This window comes from Paenarthrobacter sp. NPDC018779 (genome assembly GCF_044391085.1).
GTDB lineage: Bacteria > Actinomycetota > Actinomycetes > Actinomycetales > Micrococcaceae > Arthrobacter.
The window spans coordinates 95,844-111,300 of sequence record NZ_JBIRZS010000001.1 but is presented as its reverse complement, the minus strand read 5'-3'; the positions used below and the strand labels follow the sequence as shown (position 1 = coordinate 111,300).

The 15,457-nt window shown below is 63.3% G+C and carries 16 protein-coding genes; 7 read left to right on the top strand and 9 right to left on the bottom strand.

The window, feature by feature from the left end:
• Nucleotides 1-6: 6 nt before the first annotated feature.
• Nucleotides 7-396 carry a hypothetical protein gene (locus ACH488_RS00570; protein WP_397321605.1) on the top strand — a complete coding sequence of 130 codons (390 nt, stop codon included), beginning with the start codon at nucleotides 7-9 and terminating at the stop codon, nucleotides 394-396.
• Here the strand turns inward: ACH488_RS00570 and ACH488_RS00565 are convergent, their stop codons facing one another.
• The gene (locus tag ACH488_RS00565) at nucleotides 397-1,143 is read right to left on the bottom strand and encodes an SOS response-associated peptidase (protein WP_397321943.1); all 747 of its coding nucleotides are present in this window, start codon (nucleotides 1,141-1,143) and stop codon (nucleotides 397-399) included. It lies immediately after the preceding gene.
• A 169-nt stretch (nucleotides 1,144-1,312) separates the two neighbouring features.
• Between ACH488_RS00565 and ACH488_RS00560 the strand changes: the two genes are divergently transcribed.
• The 3 genes from ACH488_RS00560 to ACH488_RS00550 all read left to right on the top strand — a co-directional run bounded on the left by ACH488_RS00560 (nucleotide 1,313) and on the right by ACH488_RS00550 (nucleotide 3,467).
• Nucleotides 1,313-1,570: a mycoredoxin gene (locus ACH488_RS00560; protein ID WP_397321604.1), complete on the top strand. Its 258-nt coding sequence runs from the start codon at nucleotides 1,313-1,315 to the stop codon at nucleotides 1,568-1,570.
• A 143-nt stretch (nucleotides 1,571-1,713) separates the two neighbouring features.
• Nucleotides 1,714-2,799 carry an S-(hydroxymethyl)mycothiol dehydrogenase gene (locus tag ACH488_RS00555; RefSeq protein ID WP_397321603.1) on the top strand — a complete coding sequence of 362 codons (1,086 nt, stop codon included), beginning with the start codon at nucleotides 1,714-1,716 and terminating at the stop codon, nucleotides 2,797-2,799.
• Nucleotides 2,796-3,467: an MBL fold metallo-hydrolase gene (locus ACH488_RS00550; protein WP_397321602.1), complete on the top strand. Its 672-nt coding sequence runs from the start codon at nucleotides 2,796-2,798 to the stop codon at nucleotides 3,465-3,467. The genes ACH488_RS00555 and ACH488_RS00550 overlap by 4 nt, the downstream gene beginning before the upstream one ends.
• A 90-nt stretch (nucleotides 3,468-3,557) precedes the next feature.
• Here the strand turns inward: ACH488_RS00550 and ACH488_RS00545 are convergent, their stop codons facing one another.
• The 3 genes from ACH488_RS00545 to ACH488_RS00535 are packed head-to-tail and all read right to left on the bottom strand — an operon-like array spanning nucleotide 3,558 to nucleotide 5,609.
• On the bottom strand, nucleotides 3,558-4,286 hold the full coding sequence (locus ACH488_RS00545) for a biotin/lipoate A/B protein ligase family protein (protein WP_397321601.1): 729 nt from the start codon (nucleotides 4,284-4,286) through the stop codon (nucleotides 3,558-3,560).
• Nucleotides 4,286-5,089, bottom strand: coding sequence for a thioesterase family protein (locus ACH488_RS00540; protein ID WP_397321600.1), 804 nt, complete (start codon nucleotides 5,087-5,089; stop codon nucleotides 4,286-4,288). The genes ACH488_RS00545 and ACH488_RS00540 overlap by 1 nt, the downstream gene beginning before the upstream one ends.
• 31 nt (nucleotides 5,090-5,120) lie before the next feature.
• Entirely contained in the window at nucleotides 5,121-5,609 is a 489-nt protein-coding gene (locus ACH488_RS00535; protein ID WP_397321599.1) for a DedA family protein, read from the bottom strand.
• Nucleotides 5,610-5,707: 98 nt separating this feature from the next.
• On the opposite strand from ACH488_RS00535, the gene ACH488_RS00530 reads away from it, so the two are divergent.
• On the top strand, nucleotides 5,708-6,658 hold the full coding sequence (locus tag ACH488_RS00530) for a hypothetical protein (RefSeq protein WP_397321598.1): 951 nt from the start codon (nucleotides 5,708-5,710) through the stop codon (nucleotides 6,656-6,658).
• On the opposite strand, the gene ACH488_RS00525 is transcribed toward ACH488_RS00530, so the two are convergent.
• Both ACH488_RS00525 and ACH488_RS00520 read right to left on the bottom strand, forming a co-directional pair.
• On the bottom strand, nucleotides 6,655-8,163 hold the full coding sequence (locus ACH488_RS00525) for an FAD-dependent oxidoreductase (RefSeq protein ID WP_397321597.1): 1,509 nt from the start codon (nucleotides 8,161-8,163) through the stop codon (nucleotides 6,655-6,657). The two genes, ACH488_RS00530 and ACH488_RS00525, sit on opposite strands and share 4 nt — an antisense overlap.
• Before the next feature lie 190 nt (nucleotides 8,164-8,353).
• The gene (locus ACH488_RS00520; RefSeq protein ID WP_397321596.1) at nucleotides 8,354-8,737 is read right to left on the bottom strand and encodes a DNA alkylation repair protein; all 384 of its coding nucleotides are present in this window, start codon (nucleotides 8,735-8,737) and stop codon (nucleotides 8,354-8,356) included.
• A 63-nt stretch (nucleotides 8,738-8,800) separates the two neighbouring features.
• Between ACH488_RS00520 and ACH488_RS00515 the strand changes: the two genes are divergently transcribed.
• Nucleotides 8,801-9,892 (top strand): YhcG family protein, encoded by a 1,092-nt coding sequence (locus ACH488_RS00515; protein WP_397321595.1) that lies wholly within the window; start codon nucleotides 8,801-8,803, stop codon nucleotides 9,890-9,892.
• A gap of 2 nt (nucleotides 9,893-9,894) precedes the next feature.
• On the opposite strand, the gene ACH488_RS00510 is transcribed toward ACH488_RS00515, so the two are convergent.
• On the bottom strand, nucleotides 9,895-10,860 hold the full coding sequence (locus ACH488_RS00510) for a dienelactone hydrolase family protein (RefSeq protein WP_397321594.1): 966 nt from the start codon (nucleotides 10,858-10,860) through the stop codon (nucleotides 9,895-9,897).
• A gap of 281 nt (nucleotides 10,861-11,141) precedes the next feature.
• On the opposite strand from ACH488_RS00510, the gene ACH488_RS00505 reads away from it, so the two are divergent.
• Nucleotides 11,142-12,449 (top strand): DUF222 domain-containing protein, encoded by a 1,308-nt coding sequence (locus ACH488_RS00505; protein ID WP_397321593.1) that lies wholly within the window; start codon nucleotides 11,142-11,144, stop codon nucleotides 12,447-12,449.
• A 30-nt stretch (nucleotides 12,450-12,479) separates the two neighbouring features.
• On the opposite strand, the gene ACH488_RS00500 is transcribed toward ACH488_RS00505, so the two are convergent.
• On the bottom strand, nucleotides 12,480-12,821 hold the full coding sequence (locus ACH488_RS00500) for a YciI family protein (RefSeq protein WP_397321592.1): 342 nt from the start codon (nucleotides 12,819-12,821) through the stop codon (nucleotides 12,480-12,482).
• Nucleotides 12,822-13,619: 798 nt separating this feature from the next.
• A complete protein-coding gene (locus ACH488_RS00495; RefSeq protein WP_397321591.1) occupies nucleotides 13,620-15,443 on the bottom strand; it encodes a zinc-ribbon domain-containing protein in 1,824 nt (607 codons plus the stop codon).
• Nucleotides 15,444-15,457 lie beyond the last annotated feature (14 nt).

Genomic DNA, 15,457 nt, shown 5'->3' with positions numbered 1-15,457 from the left:
TGTGGCATGAGCACCCATGACGCACTCCTGAAGCAGGTCAGCATCACGGCCACGGACGACAACCTCGTGGCGCGTTTCGAAATCGACGGCAACATCCCCGGGTCCGGCGCCTACGTGGTTGGCCTGGTCGCCGCCAGCGAAGACTACTCATCCCAGCGCAGGCTCGGCATCGAATTCATGAACGGCGAAGCCATATCCTTCTATTCGTTCAACCACTCGTTGAGCACCGAGGAAAACTACGACATCAAGGGCGTCGAACACGACGGCAACGTCATCACCGGCAACTTTCCCGTTTCCGCTATCCATGGCCTTGCCAAAGGGCACCTCATGACTGCCTTCAGCGAAGCCGATGGCAGGGACTTCCAATCCGGTGTTCCCGTCAGCGAATCCCTCTAGCTAGAACAGGCCTTCCACCGGTTCGATCAGTTCCGGTGAGTTGTTGCGGACGTTGCCCACCGCCGCGCCAACAGCATCAAGGGTCCAATCAGCCGCGGCATCGTGCGCCCTGGACCGGACCATGTCCACCAGCCCCTCAGCGTCCTTCTCGCGCGGATTCAGCCACGCCTCCATGGTTTCGGGGTCCATGGGCAGCGGAACACGGTCATGCAGCGCCGTCAGTTCATCGAACACGGAGGCACTGCGCCTGGTCCGCGCAGATTCGGCCGTCGGCGTGTCGGCCGTGATGATGGACATCGACAACAGCCACCGCGCGGGATCGTCATCCGGCAGGCTCTGGTCCTTCCACCACTCATACAGTCCCGCGAACACCAAGCCGTGGCCGCCTCCGGGGTGGACGTAATAGGGCTGCTTGTTCTTCCCTTCGCCCTTCTTCCACTCGTAGTAGCCATCGGCGGGAACAGCACACCGCCTGGCAACCGCGGCTTTCCTGAAGGACGGCTTCTCAAGCAGGGTCTCGCTGCGGGCATTGATCAGCCTGGCACCACCCTTGGAGTCCTTTGCCCACGACGGGACCAAACCCCATTTCGCGACGTGGAGTTGCCGCCTCGGAGCCTCGTCAACCAATCGCTCCAGGACGATCGGCACGGCATCAGTCGGGGCCACGTTCCACGACTTCTCCAGCGCAATTTCCTTCTCAAGTTCGGCGTCGAACTGCGCCAGGAGGTCTCCCACCGCACGGGCCATCACATAACGTCCACACATGCGAACAGTCTGCCCTGTCCCCGGCCAACCCACCAGCAAGGGCATGTGACGTAACCCTGCTTCGCTGCCGGACGGGAATTATTGGTCCCCGCGTTACGGTTGTAAGCAACGAAAGCAACCCGTCGAAAGACCCCATATTTAGGAGAGCCCTGTGGATTTCACCCCCGATTCCGGCACTATCACCATGTTCTCGACCACCTGGTGCGGCTACTGCAACCGCCTGAAGAAGCAACTCGACGCCAAGGGCATCGGGTACCAGGAGATCAACATCGAGGAAGTCGAAGGCACAGCCGAGCTCGTCGAGAAGCTCAACGGCGGCAACCGCACGGTGCCTACCGTCCTGTTCCCGGACGGCACCGCGGCTACCAACCCCTCGGCCTCCGAGGTGGAGAGCCGGCTGGCGGCCTAGGCAAGCCCAACAGCTCCGCCCGGAGGTACTCCCTTCATCCCCGGCGGACCGTCTGCCTCGTGTGATAGACAGAGTGGGAATCCGTTGCAGGCCTGGTGCCTGCAACGGAACCCGCTGTCAGCGAGCCCGAAGGGAACACCTCCATGGTCCATGCAGTCAAGGGCGTCGTCGTACGCTCCAAAGGCGCCCCCGCAACACTCGAAACCGTCCTGGTCCCCGAACCAGGCCCCGGCGAAGCCCTGGTGGACATCCTCACCAGCGGCGTCTGCCACACAGACCTCCACTACAAACTCGGCGGAATCAGCGACGATTTCCCGTTCCTCCTTGGCCATGAGGCCACCGGTGTGGTTAACGCCGTGGGACCCGACGTCACGGACATCGCTCCGGGCGACCGCGTGGTCCTGAACTGGCGGGCAGTGTGCGGGAACTGCCGTGCATGCAACCGCGGCCAGGCGCAGTACTGTTTCAACACCCACAACGCCACCCAGAAAATGACCCTCGAAGACGGCACGGAACTCTCCCCCGCCCTGGGCATAGGCGCGTTCATCGAGAAGACCCTCGTGGCCGCCGGCCAGTGCACCAAGGTGGATCCCGAAGCCGATCCCGCCGCTGTGGGCCTGCTGGGCTGCGGCGTCATGGCAGGCTTGGGTGCCGCACTGAACACGGGCGGCGTTAAGCGCGGCGACTCCGTGGCCGTTATTGGCTGCGGCGGAGTGGGCGTGGCCGCCATCGCCGGTGCCGCTTTGGCCGGAGCCACCACCATCATTGCCGTTGACATTGATGCCAAGAAGCTCGAACGGGCCAAGGAACTGGGCGCAACGCACACCGTGGACTCCTCCGCCGGCGATCCTGTCGAAGAGATCCGCGCCCTGACCGGTGGCTTCGGCGCTGACGTGGTGATTGACGCCGTCGGACGCCCGGAAACCTACAAGCAGGCCTTCTACGCGCGCGACCTCGCCGGAACGGTTGTCCTGGTTGGCGTCCCCACCCCCGACATGACGCTCGACCTTCCGCTGTTGGACGTCTTCGGGCGCGGCGGATCCCTCAAGTCCTCGTGGTACGGCGACTGCCTGCCCTCCAGGGACTTCCCCATGCTCGTGGACCTCTACAAGCAGGGCAAGCTTGACCTCGATGCCTTCGTCACTGAACGCATCACCATCAACCAGGTGGAAGAAGCTTTCGACAAAATGCACCAAGGTGCCGTCCTCCGATCGGTGGTGGAACTGTGAGCCAGTCCAACAACGCACGCATTGACCGCGTCGTCACGTCAGGGACTTTCTCCCTGGACGGCGGAACCTGGGACGTGGACAACAACGTCTGGATCATTGGGGATGACAGCGAGTGCATCGTCATCGATCCCGCCCATGACCCCCAGGCGATCGCCGACGCCGTCAGCGGCCGGAACGTCACGGCGATCCTCCTGACCCATGGCCACGACGACCACATCCGGTACGCGGGCGACTTCCGCGACCTCGTCAAGGCACCCGTCCACCTGCACAAGGAAGACTGGATGCTGTGGCACGCAGTGTTCCCGGACACGGACCCTGACCAGGGAATCGAGGATGGCGACGAGTTCACCGTGGGTGGTGCCACGCTGAAGGCGCTCCACACCCCCGGCCACTCCCCCGGATCGGTGTCCTTCCTGCTGCCTGCCGGATCCCCCGAAGCGGCGGACGAAGCGGGCGTCGCCACCGTGTTCAGCGGAGACACCCTGTTCCAAGGCGGCCCGGGAGCTACAGGCCGTTCCTACAGCGACTTTCCCACCATCATCGATTCCATCCGGACGCGCCTTTTGACGCTCCCGGAGGACACCGTGGTCCTGACCGGTCACGGTGAGTCCACCAGCATCGGCGCGGAATCGCCGCACCTGGACGAGTGGATCGCGCGCGGGCACTGACCGGTCGTTAGCCCTGGGGATCACCCTCCAGGACCGGCCGCCGGCCCGAACACCGGGGCGGCGGCCGGTTTCAGGCGGGTGCTGCCAGTTTCAAGCGATAAGTGCGCCGAAGTCCCCTTCGACGACGTCAGCATAGGTGCCGTACGCCTGCACCACCGCATCCTCCACGGTGGCGACATCGAGGTGCGGAAGGAGGTCATTGGCGGCCCCGGCGGTGGCCGGGTCCCATTCCAGGCCCAGGGCCTCGTAGCTTGCCGTGAGAACTTCACGGATGGGTGCGGAATTTTCCACCACAATGACCGAACTGAACAACCATCCGCCGGAGACCACGCGCTGCGCAGTGCCAATCAGCTTGATGCGGTGCGCCGGGAATTCCGGATCTTCGCCGTGCACGCTGAACTCGCCGGGGCAGTACTCGCCGGGGATTTCGCCGACGGCGGCATGGACGCCCACGCTGCGCAGCGCACCGGCCAGCAACTCGCCGAACTCCGAGAAGCGGGCTTTGGCTTTGACGATCGCATCGGGGTGTGGCTCAACGTGGTCCACCACGAGTGTTCCCTGGTGGTAGGCGGCGGCGCGTCCGCCGGCCTTACGGACCAGCGGCTCAAAACCCAGGTTCCGGCACGCTTCCTCCGCGGCCTGGAAACCGGGAAGATTCGCGTCCCGTTGCCCAAAAGCCACCGTAGGCTCAGGGCGGTAAAGACGCAAGGAAGGCGTAAGTTCACCCCTTCGTGCGCGTTGCAGCAATTCCAGCGCAAAGTCCAGGTCTTCGGCCGCGCCCAGGGTTTGGGGTTGCCGGTAGACAGTGAGGGCGGTCATCAACTCTTCCTCAGGGTCAGGATTTGCTCGGCCCTGCCGAACGGCCCGTCCAGGTCATGGAGCACGGTGGAAGTCAGGCCGATGCCGTCGGCACCGAAGGACACTTTGTTGTCCAGGCCAAGCCATTCCCCCGCCGGAGCCCTGTACATGTGGACCTGCAGGTCTACGTTGGGAAAGATGTAGCTGTTCTCCCCGGGTGGCACCCTGGCCGCGATGCCGTTGGCCGTGTCCACCAGCCCCATCAGGCGGGCCAGGTCGCTGCTGTCTTCCTGGTCGGTCAGCGGATGCATGGTGCGGATCCAGACCCTGCCCGAGCCAGGACGGTGCCCTTCGGCGATGCGCATCTCCAACGAGCGGATGTAACCGCCTGGCCAGACGCTGGCACCGTCCCACGGCTTGCATTCGTCCGGGGAGGGCATGCCCTCGTCCTCAACGGCCGCGACGGCGCTCGTATCGCTGGTGACCATGCGCCAGGCCGTTGCCCGGATCGCTGGGCGGCCACCCGCCACCAGCTCGGCCTGGATCAGTTCGATGGTGCGGCCCGGCCTTAGGGTGGAGGTAATCACCTGGAACTCACCGCCGGGGATCAGGCCAAGGATTTCGTAGCTGATCCGGGCCATCCGGACGTCGCTTCGGGGCTCATGGCGCACCAAGGCATCTGCGATGATGCCCGAGGCCGGGGCCATGTGCTGCTCGTGGGGGTTCCAGGCGCCCTGGGCATGGATGGTTGAGCGGTACCGGCCGTCACCCAACGATTCGTAGTAGAACCCGCCTTCTGCCAGTTCCGGTAATGCAGTAGTCAAGCCGAACCTTTCGCCGATGCAGCAGTAGAACTCAGACCACTGTATCCGCAGATTTGGCCGCAGCCCGACGCCGCCGGGCTACGACGATCACTACCACGAGGATTGCGACGGCAGCGATGGCCACTGCCGCTCCCACGGGCGACGCCGCGGCTACCGCCAACCACGCTTCCAGGGCTGCCAACCCGATGGTCGCATAGAGCACCGCCCACAGCACCGAACCGACAATGGCTGCAGGCAAGTACCGCCGCAACGGCATCCGCGCGGCACCTGCTGCGAGGTTCACGGCTGTTTGGAGGCCAATGGTGAGGAAGGAAACCACGACGGCGTAGGGTCCCCAACGCTGGATCAGCGCCTGGGCACGGGCTGCTTTGGGTTTCTCCAACGAGGCCCCAAAGCGCGTGTGGGCGAATCCTGTCACAGCTCCCCGGCCCAGCCAGTAGGTGGCATTGACCCGGATCATGACGATGGCGAAGAGCGCCGCGAGCGCGACGCCAAAAGGCAAGCTCATGATCTGGTCCACGTGACTTAGGCTACCCTAAGCCAAGCCGGGCCACCGACCCGGTGCCGGGAAGCGGGTACCCAGCCGGCTACGTGGGACAAGGACCCTAGGATAAGGGCATGGACCTCAGCGATGCCGCCCAGGAGTTGTATGCCGTGCTGCCGCGCGACTTCACCGCCCGGCGAACGGCCTTGGCCCGCGAAGCCAAGGACTCAGGAAACAAGGACCTGGCCAAAGAGATCACGGCCTTGCCAAAGCCGGCCGCCGGTGCCTGGGCCATCAACATACTGGCCGTCAACAAGCCCGAGGTGATTGACGGCGTCGTACGCTTTGGTGGTGCGCTGCGCCAGGCGCAGGAGGAGGGCGACGCCGAAGCTTTCCGTGAACTGGGACAGCGGCGTCAGGGCGAACTGGGCACTGCGGTGAAAGCCGCGAAGGACCTGGCCGGTGAGCTCGGAGCCGGACTGAGCGCGGCGGCCGCTGCCGACGTCGAGCAGACCATCCGGGCGGCGATGTCCGACGCCGGGGCTGCCGCCGCCGTTGCTACTGGACGGCTGGTTCGCGGGCTCAGCAGCAGCGGATTCGAAGCGGTGGACCTTAGCGGGGCGATTGCTGCGGGCAGTCCCGAAGATACGGCTCCCGGCCAACCGGAAACTGCCCCGCGCCCGCAGTCAGCGAGGAAGCCCGCGCCGACAACCCCGGCGAAGGCGAAGGCCAAGGCTCCCGGCGAGGCCGCGACGTCGCTGGCCGAGCGCCGCGCCGCCAAACGGCAAGCCGCCCTCACCGAAGCAACAGCCGACTACGAAACCGCCGACAACGAGGCGCGCGGAGCCGAAGAAGCGGCCAACGAGACGTGGAAGGCAGTCAAGGCGCTGGAGCGGCGACGCAAGGAAGTACGGTCAAACCTTGAGGACGCCAAGAAGCGCCTGGCGTCGCTTGAAGCTGAACTGATCGGCATCACCCGGGATGCCGAAGCCGCGGAATCGACCAACAAACAGGCCGTCCGGACCGCAACGCAGAAGCGGCGGGCGGCGGACCAGGCAAAGCGCCGGCTTGAACGGCTGAACTAGTCCTTCTTCTTGTCCGGAGGTTTTTGCAGGTTGTGCGTGGCCGGTCCTTCCAAGTATTTTCCCTCGGGACTGAACCGGGAGCCGTGCAAAGGGCAATCCCATGATTTCTCGGCATCGTTCCAGGTCAACAGCCCACCCAAGTGGGCGCAACTGGCCGACACCATGCACACGTTGCCGTCCACCGTGGATACTGCCGCCGGTTCGCCGTTGTACAGCCCAACTACTCCCTTGCCTTCCGGCGGCCTGGTCTCCGCGCTGATTTCAGGGTTCCTTTTCACCCGCGCCCGGTCATCGATCATCCGCTTTGCCGTTGAGGCGTTCAGGCGGATGGCCTCCGCGGCGCCCTGCGGATGCGTGACCCTGTGGTGGATGGTGGTTGCCCAGTCCGAATGACCGCCCAAAATGTCCGCAGTAACGGACAGAGCCGCGGCCACACCGTTGCTCATGCCCCACTTGTTGTAGCCCGTGGCGAACAGGATCCGGCCGTGGCCCCGGGGCAGCTTGCCGAAGAACGGCATCAGGTTGGTGGCCCGGTAGTCCTGGGCAGACCACGTGTGGGTGACTTCACCGCCGGGATAGTGCTGATGCGCCCACGCCAACAAGGCGTCCACGTGGGACTTGGGGGACTTTGCCCGGCCTCCCGGGTGGCCGTAGCCACCCACCAGGAGCAACTCCCCCTGGTCCGTGGGAAAAGTCCGCTGCGAGCGCGTGGGCGGGTCGATGGACAAGTACATTCCGCCGGGAATCTTGTTGTCAGCGGGAAACCTCAAAGCCGCCGCGTAGGACCTGTTCGGCTCAAGCTTGGCAAAGTAGAGGCCGCGGTCCAATATGGGGGTGCCCGTGGCCAGCACCACGGTGTCGGCCGTGAAGGAGCCCTTCCGCGTGGTGACCTCCAGGGGCTGGCCGGAGCCGACATTCTGCACCTGGACGCCCTCGACCACCAGGCCGCCATGATCCCGGATGTCACGGACCAGGACCTCCAGCACGTCCATGGGGTTGATCTGGACTTGGTTCTCCAGTTCCAGGGCTTCCACAACATGGAACGGCAGGCCCGCATCCCTGCTGAAGTGGACATCCAGACCCGCGTCGCGCGATACCGCAGCTTCCTTCCGAAGCCGCTGGCCGCCGTCGTCGCTGGTTGCGAAAGTAACGGCCGTCCGGCGCTGGTACGCAATACCCTGCTGGTCCATGTATTGGGTCAGCCACGCTTGGCCGCTCTTGTTGGCTTCGACGTACGCGTGCACCATCTTCAACGAGTACTGGGCACGCAGGCTGGACAGGACTCCGCCTTGCAGGAGGCTCAGTTTGCCGGTGGTGTTTCCCGTGGTCACGGCTCCCACCGTCCGGGCCTCGAAGACTGCCACGCGCTGCCCGGAACGGGAAAGCAACAGCGCAGTCACCAGGCCCGTCAAACCGGCACCGGCGATGATCGTGTCAAAGTGTTTCCCGTCGGGGAGCGGATCGGAGGTAATGCGCGCTTCGCGGTCCAGCCACAGCGATTTCATCAAACAACCTGCCTCTCAATCCACGAAAATTGACACCTGGCATGTGTTGAGGAAAACGCTAGGCCGGTCAAGGGGGCTAATCAAGGGGCGGCTGCCGGCCTGTGGCAAGGGCAGACGCCCGGCGCAGTGCCGGATCCGGGTCCTGCGCCCACCGCTCCAGCACCTTTCCGGCTCTCTCCTTGGCTTGGCCCTAGAGCCGCTCCACCAGAGGACGGACCACATCAAGGGCGAGGGGATCGGCCAGATTCCCAGTTCCGGCCTGCCTGATGAAGCCTTCAATACGAGTGAGGTCCGTGTTGACCAGGACCCCTACCTTGGTTTGCAGGAGAACCACCGCCGCCAACCGACGTTCAAAGACTGGGGTGGACCACAACTCCGAGCTCAGGGCCGTGATGTCGTCATGGCCCAGATCCTTGTAGCGCTTAAGGGCGTCCCGCACAGTCCCCCGCACCGCCCCCACCGAGGCGCCGTACACTTCAAGGCCTTCCCCGGCCCGCTCACGGATCTCGTAGGCCTTCTCCCACGAGGACTCCCGTTGCAGGGTGTAGTCCACGAATTCGCCGGCATCGCTCACGTCCCTATTCTGTCAGTGCCTCCTCCTAGCGTGGTTCCTGCCAGCCCATCGACAGGAGACACCATGCCGTCGCAAGACCTCGTTACCGATGCCGCCTCCTTCCCGGGGGTGCCCGCTGCTTCCTCCATGCCGGACTGGTACCCGGCCCTCCTGAACACCGTTGCCAAAGAGGTTCGTGCCGGCCGGACGCGTGCCCAGGCGGCGGCCAACGGTGAGCTGCTGAACTCGTACTGGAGCATCGGGCGGCAACTCGCCGAGCGTGAATCCGAGCAAGGGTGGGGCGCCAAGGTGGTCACGCGCTTGTCGGCGGACATCCGCACCCGATTCCCGGAAGCCAAGGGCTTCTCCCCCCGGAACCTCCGCTATATGAAGAGCTTCGCCCAGGCCTGGCCTGACTACCCAATGTTGCAAGCGCCGCTTGCAACATTGCCGTGGTACCACCAGATCGCCCTCCTGGAGAAGCTCGACGACGGCGCCACGCGGCTTTGGTACGCCGCGGCGGCCGCTGCCCATGGCTGGTCACGCAACGTGATGGTGCACCAGATCGCCACCCGCCTGCACGAGCGCTCCGGCCAGGCCATCACCAACTTCGCCTCAACCATGGTTCCGGCGGATTCAGACCTCGCGCAGCAGGCCACCAAGGACCCCTACGTCTTCGATTTCCTCTCCATGACCGAACGGCACACCGAACGGGACCTTGAGCTGCAATTGGTGAAGCACGTGGAAAAGTTCCTGCTGGAACTGGGGCAGGGCTTCGCGTTCGTAGGCGAGCAGGTGCGGCTGGAGATCAGCGGGGACGAATTCTTCGCCGACTTGCTCTTCTATCACCTCAAACTGCGCTGTTACATGGTGATCGAGTTGAAAGCCGTGAAGTTCGAGCCTGGTTTCCTCGGCCAGCTGGGCATGTACATGGCAGCCGTGGACGACCTCATGGCGCACCCGGACGACAAGCCCACCATCGGCCTGCTGCTGTGCAAGGAGAAGAACAGCGTGGTGGCCGAGTACGCGCTGCGCGGCTTCAACACGCCCATCGGCATCGCGGAGTGGCGGACCTCCTTGGCCGATTCCCTGCCCGATGAACTGGTTTCCAGCCTGCCGAGCATCGAAACGTTGGAAGCGGAGTTGGCCAGCGAGGCTGAACGGCTTGGTGGCTAGGATCAGACGTTGTTCTTGAACCATTGCAGGGTATCGTTCCAGGCCGCGGTGGCTTGTGCCTCCACGTAGCGGTCGCTGGTGTCGTTATGGAAGGCATGGTCCACGCCCGGGTAGACCTTGAGCTGGTGTTTGACGGTGGTCTTGTCCAGCGCTTCCTTGAGTTGCGGCATGGGGCCGGTGATCCGGGCGTCCTTCTCCGCATACACTCCGTACACCGCAGGCTTGATGCCCGGGACCTTCGCAAGGTCCGGGGCGGGTCCATAGAACGCGCTGGTCGCCTTCAGTCCTTGGATCTCGGTACTTGACTGCCACGTTATGCCCCCGCCGAAGCAGAAGCCCACCATGGCGATACGTCCCTGATCCACGAAGTCCTGGCCGTTGAGGTAATCGAAGGCGGCTTTGAAGTCGTTCACGTGCCGTTGGGCGCCGGCGTTCGTCAGTGCCCCGGGGACCGCGTCCGGATCCATGTTTGCCGTACCGCCCTCCCGGCTCAGCAAGTCCAAGGCCAGGGCGGCGTAGCCCTCCTTGGCAAAGCGCCGCGCAACATCTTGAATGTGCGGGGTCAGCCCGCGGTTCTCGTGGCAGATCAGCACAGCCGGGCCTGGCTTGCCATCCCCTGGACGGGCCAGGTAGCCGCTGATGTCCGTCCCCTGAGCCGGGAACGTCACCGTTTCAGTGGTCAGTCCCGCTGCTCCTTCCGGTACGGAGAGGGGACTCTTGGCGTTCGGCACGGCAGTAGTACTCGCGCCTGACGCCGTAGACGCGTTCGGGGTTGGCATCGGAGTTCCGTTCCGGGGTAGTTCCTCCGGTGTGCAGCCAACCAAGGTCATCGCAGCGGCTGCCGCTGTCATGCTGCCCATGATGAACGCGACCCGCCTGGTAAAGGTGTGGTGCGACATCTCACCGGCACGGTAATCGTCGTAAAACTCTTCGATCAGGTACTTTTCAAACTTCTCAAGCTGGGTCATGGCGGTTGTCCTCCCCTGAATGCCACAAATCCTCCCCTGATGTAAGGACGCGGACAAGGGGCCAGGGGTTCAACTCGAGGTTCGAGGGAGCAACCGCCGGGTTGACCTTAAAGGCCGAAGGCTTGCGTTTTAGCTGGTCAGATTTCGTGGTCACCGGCCGGGCTTATGTTGTCAGTGCCTCCTGGCAGAGTGTGACTATGGAAGAGGTACAGGGCACACATGCGACGGGCAACGCCGTTTCGTTGTCTACGTGCCTTGATAGGTCAGACTTCGCTCCCTTGATGCGACCGGCAAACGAAGTCTGCAACACGCCGCAGGCCTCAACCATCAGCAAGGATCTGGTCGATCAGTTGCGGGTTCTTGAGGACATGAAGTCAGCGATCTCCGCCTTGCAGGCCAAGATCACGGTGGCGTTCGACCTGGCACAGCGGCAGGAACAAGCCAACGCCGGGATCCCCGCCAGCGAGCAGGGACGCGGCGTGGCCGCCCAAGTAGCACTGGCCCGCCGCGAATCACCCAACAAAGGCTCCCGCCTCCTGGGCCTGGCCAAAGCACTCGTCACCGAAATGCCCCACACCCTCACAGCCCTCGAAACAGGACAACTTAACGAATGGCGCGCCACCCTCCTCGTGAAGGAAACCGCCTGCCTCTCCGCCGAAGACCGCTGCGCCGTCGACGACGAACTCGCCCCGGACACCGGCACCTTCAACGGCGCCGGAGACAAAACCATCACCGCCGCCGCCAAAGCGGCCGCCTACCGCCGCGACCCCCGCTCAATCACCCAACGCGCAGCCCACGCCGCCACCGAACGGCACGTCAGCCTCCGCCCCGCCCCCGACACCATGACCTACCTCACCGCGCTCCTGCCCGTGGCCCAAGGAGTCGCCGTCTACAAAGCACTCACCAACGCAGCCAACACCGCACGCTCCAACGGCGACACCAGAACCAAAGGCCAGGTCATGGCCGACACCCTCACCGAATGCATCACCGGCACCCGCCAAGGCTTCACCGGCATCGACCTGCAACTGATCATCACCGACCGCACCCTCCTCCAAAGCGACTCCGAACCAGCACGCCTGGACGGCTACGGCACCGTCCCCGCCGCCTGGGCCCGAAACCTCCTCACCCCAGAACAAGCAGGCACCGACCACAGCCCCAGCACAAACACCAGCACCAGCAACCCCGAGCTCAACATCTGGCTCCGCCGCCTCTACACCGCACCAACCACCGGCGAACTCCTCGCCATGGACTCACGAGCCCGCTTCTACCCAGCAAGCCTGCGCCGCTTCATCCAAACCCGCGACAACCTCTGCCGCACCCCCTACTGCGACGCCCCCATCCGCCACCACGACCACATCATCCCCTGGTCACAAGGCGGCAAAACCACCCTCACCAACGCAGCCGGACTCTGCGAACACTGCAACCACACCAAAGAAAACCCCGGCTGGAGCGCCAAACCCGAACCAGGCGACCGGCACAATCTGACAGTCACCACACCAACCGGCCACCACTACTCCTCAACCGCTCCCCCGCTACCCGGTCATGAGCGGGCCAAACAACTGGTCCCCAACCTCGAACGGGGACCTTAGGAGTACGGCCTCTGGCTCAGACCAGATCTTTTAGCTCGCGGGATCGTACTGGAACTCCCTCAATTCCTGCGGGCATCGGCACGCCACGGCGATCTTCGCTGCCCACTCAACGGCTGCCCCACGGCTTGGCAGCTCGAGAACGGTGTAGCCGCCGTTGGGTACCTTGTGGTCCGGATACGTACCAGCTTGGATTGACCCATCTCCTGAAACATGGACCGGCTCGACTTCCTCATTGATGCCGCCACCGAAAACGTAGACCCCGGCCTGTTTGGCCTCCTCGATGACCGCGTGTGCGGCATCGGCCACGGCCTGGAACTGCCCCTCGGGGATGTCCATGGCCTCGCCGGGAAATGAGATCAGGTACTTGGTCATGCGGATCGCCTTCCTAACGTCAAAGCCCCTCACGCTTGTCAGCGCAAGGGGCTTTGAACCTACCAAATGATGTCGGATGTGAGATCGGAGGCTACTTGGCGACCATCGCCAGATGCGAACCGCAGATTAGTAGGGCCGCCCCTCTCGTTGTTGTGGATCAGGCGCAGTGGGTATCTGGCACTTCAACTCTTTGCCGTTCTCGAAGGTTGTCAGTTCCGGTCCTAGTTGGCGGCCGGCCCCGGACAGTTGGCGACCGATAGTTAGGTGCGGAACGTGGAGCAGACCAACTTTGGACCAAGAGAACCCGGCGCGAGTGAACCGCGTACCCTCTTTTCTTTCAGTTGTTTTCGACAATGAAGACGGCGTCCGGAAAAGGGCAGGCCGTCAGCCAGGTACAGGGCAGCGGCTAAGTCGAACGACCTTGCCCACGCCTATGTCCGGATCATCGGCGAAGGAATCAACCATTGGGTTGCTGACATTGAGGCAATCGCTGACCCAGGCTTGGAGAAACCACGTTGACTAGGACGCCCCAAACGGCTCCTCCAAACGCGATTGCAGCTCCCTCAGACAACGTCGTTCTCCTGGCTAGCGGTAACTCACCGGCAATCGCGTGACCTCAGGCGACTTTCCGCCCACCTTGCATCAGGGACTTCTGCCGCGGCTCAGTTTTCGAACAGCGTTGACGACCCACTCCGACCCAGCTGCCAGTGCATCTCAGAGCAAAATTGCCGAGGTTCTCATCTACCGCTGAAAATCGAACCGCCAGGATCGCTGCCGACCTCCGGCAGGCGAGGATCACTATATTTGCTTCCTCAGCCATGTCTGAACCTCGGCTATGGTTTCCTGAGGTCGTCCAGCAGTGGAGTACACACGGATTTCGTGGTAGTTGGCGTGGTCCACTGGCAGGCTTGGCAGGTTATCTTCGCGGAGCCGCACCACTAGGTGTCCGGCGGCCAGAAGATCCAAAGTTTTGCGTTCGTCGGTCAAGATTTTCGCCGGCGCTGAGTGCCAGTAGGCTCCGTCATATTCGATGACTAGGGTTTGCCCGTCCAGGTCTGCGCTGATGTCGGCGGTCCAGGAGCGGCGGGTCGTGAAGCGTGCGTCGCGCAGCACACGTCCCGAGCGCACCCCTGTGAAGGCTTTCTTTGCCGCAGCCAGGTGGGCCAGTTCAATCTTTGATTTACCCGCTACTTTGCACTCTGGGCATTCGGCCCCGTTGGACCTGCCCGGCAGTGGACTTTCCCAGACGTGTAGCGGGTTTGTCGCGCAGATCCATTTAGGCACGTATGAGGTCTTGGCATAGGGCCGGACGTGCCATGCGGTCTGTGGATTCTCGGGACTCCATTCGGCTGCCAGTCCAGGGTCCGTCCACGCCAGTGAACCGAGAATGGTTTGGCATTTCGGGCATCGTAGCCGTTCAAATTTGTCACGAAATCTTGGCGAGGCCTCCCACTCGTGGCCGCAGCAGTCGGCCCGCCACATTATGGGGCGTCGCGAATCCCATACGACAGTTTGTGGGGTGTGCTGGCCATTGAGGCTCGGGTGCCATTGCGAGGCGATTTCCGGGAGTACGTCGGCAAGCCAGTTTTTCTGTGTTTTCCGGGTTTCCGCTGCCCGGCAGCTAGGGCATCCCGACACGTAGAAGGTGGTGGCTTGAAGACGCGGGTGATGGCCGGCAGGGCATTTGAAGCGACGCAGGATCCACGAGTCGTCTCCGTTGACCATAACGGTTCGTGGGTCGTCCTCATCTGCCCATGCGGCTGCAAGTTCGGGTACGTCAGCGATGGGCGTTGTCCTCCAGCGCTCAAGCTGCTGCTTCCACTGTGTTAGAGCGATTTCACTGCAGTCAGGACAGGACTGACGTCCAACAGTCATGTCCAGTACTTTCTTCGGAAATGAAAGGCCGCATTCCGGGCACAACCAGTGACAGGTCCTCGTAGCGCGTAGGGTCACGGTACGGAATGTTTTTTCATCGTTTCGCTCGTGGTCCCACCATTCCAGGGCTGGATCATCGGAGTCTGCGAGGAGGTTCTTACGTGCCTTTGAGCCGCCAAGGTTCGATGAACCACCTGCGCTGGAGGCAGAGACGGCCTTCGCAGAAACGGGGTTACTGGAGCGGACGTTGCGGCTGCATGAGCACCCCCAGCTGAAGTCATCCAGGCGTTCAGCAGAGAGCCTTCCGCATGCCCGGCAGCGTGCCACGACAGGATCGTTGCCGTCGTTGAAATCAACGAGGGTGGCGATGAGGTCATAGCCGCTCCTCTCAAGGTGGATGGTGATTTCCTCAACGGAGTACCCGGCATTTCGTGTAGGCGTTCCAGATGCTTCCCGCACGAATTTTGCCCACTCCATCCAATGGCACGCCCGACAGGTCTTTTCCTGCTGGGAGTTCTTTTCCAAGGTGTAGACAAATCTGTAATGGGCTCGGACACCGCAGTTCAAACAGGTCGTCAACCGCCATTCCTGAGGTCCGGTAAAGGGTTCATCCGCCCGGAGTCCACCCTCATGCAGAATGCCGTCTATGCAGTCCGTACACCACGCCGGCTTGCTTCTCGTCTTGAATGCGGCCGGCTTGTTGCACCGCTCCGCCGAGCAGAGCTGATTAGTGGTGGTTGCGCTCATGGGTCCTCGTGTTC

Coding starts and splice junctions, on each gene's coding strand:
- ACH488_RS00500 (WP_397321592.1), bottom strand. CDS start 12,821: ATGACCAAGTACCTGATCTCATTTCCCGGCGAGGCCATGGACATCCCC.
- ACH488_RS00495 (WP_397321591.1), bottom strand. CDS start 15,443: ATGAGCGCAACCACCACTAATCAGCTCTGCTCGGCGGAGCGGTGCAAC.
- ACH488_RS00510 (WP_397321594.1), bottom strand. CDS start 10,860: ATGACCCAGCTTGAGAAGTTTGAAAAGTACCTGATCGAAGAGTTTTAC.
- ACH488_RS00565 (WP_397321943.1), bottom strand. CDS start 1,143: ATGGCCCGTGCGGTGGGAGACCTCCTGGCGCAGTTCGACGCCGAACTT.
- ACH488_RS00530 (WP_397321598.1), top strand. CDS start 5,708: ATGGACCTCAGCGATGCCGCCCAGGAGTTGTATGCCGTGCTGCCGCGC.
- ACH488_RS00570 (WP_397321605.1), top strand. CDS start 7: ATGAGCACCCATGACGCACTCCTGAAGCAGGTCAGCATCACGGCCACG.
- ACH488_RS00505 (WP_397321593.1), top strand. CDS start 11,142: ATGCGACCGGCAAACGAAGTCTGCAACACGCCGCAGGCCTCAACCATC.
- ACH488_RS00525 (WP_397321597.1), bottom strand. CDS start 8,163: ATGAAATCGCTGTGGCTGGACCGCGAAGCGCGCATTACCTCCGATCCG.
- ACH488_RS00555 (WP_397321603.1), top strand. CDS start 1,714: ATGGTCCATGCAGTCAAGGGCGTCGTCGTACGCTCCAAAGGCGCCCCC.
- ACH488_RS00545 (WP_397321601.1), bottom strand. CDS start 4,286: ATGACCGCCCTCACTGTCTACCGGCAACCCCAAACCCTGGGCGCGGCC.
- ACH488_RS00515 (WP_397321595.1), top strand. CDS start 8,801: ATGCCGTCGCAAGACCTCGTTACCGATGCCGCCTCCTTCCCGGGGGTG.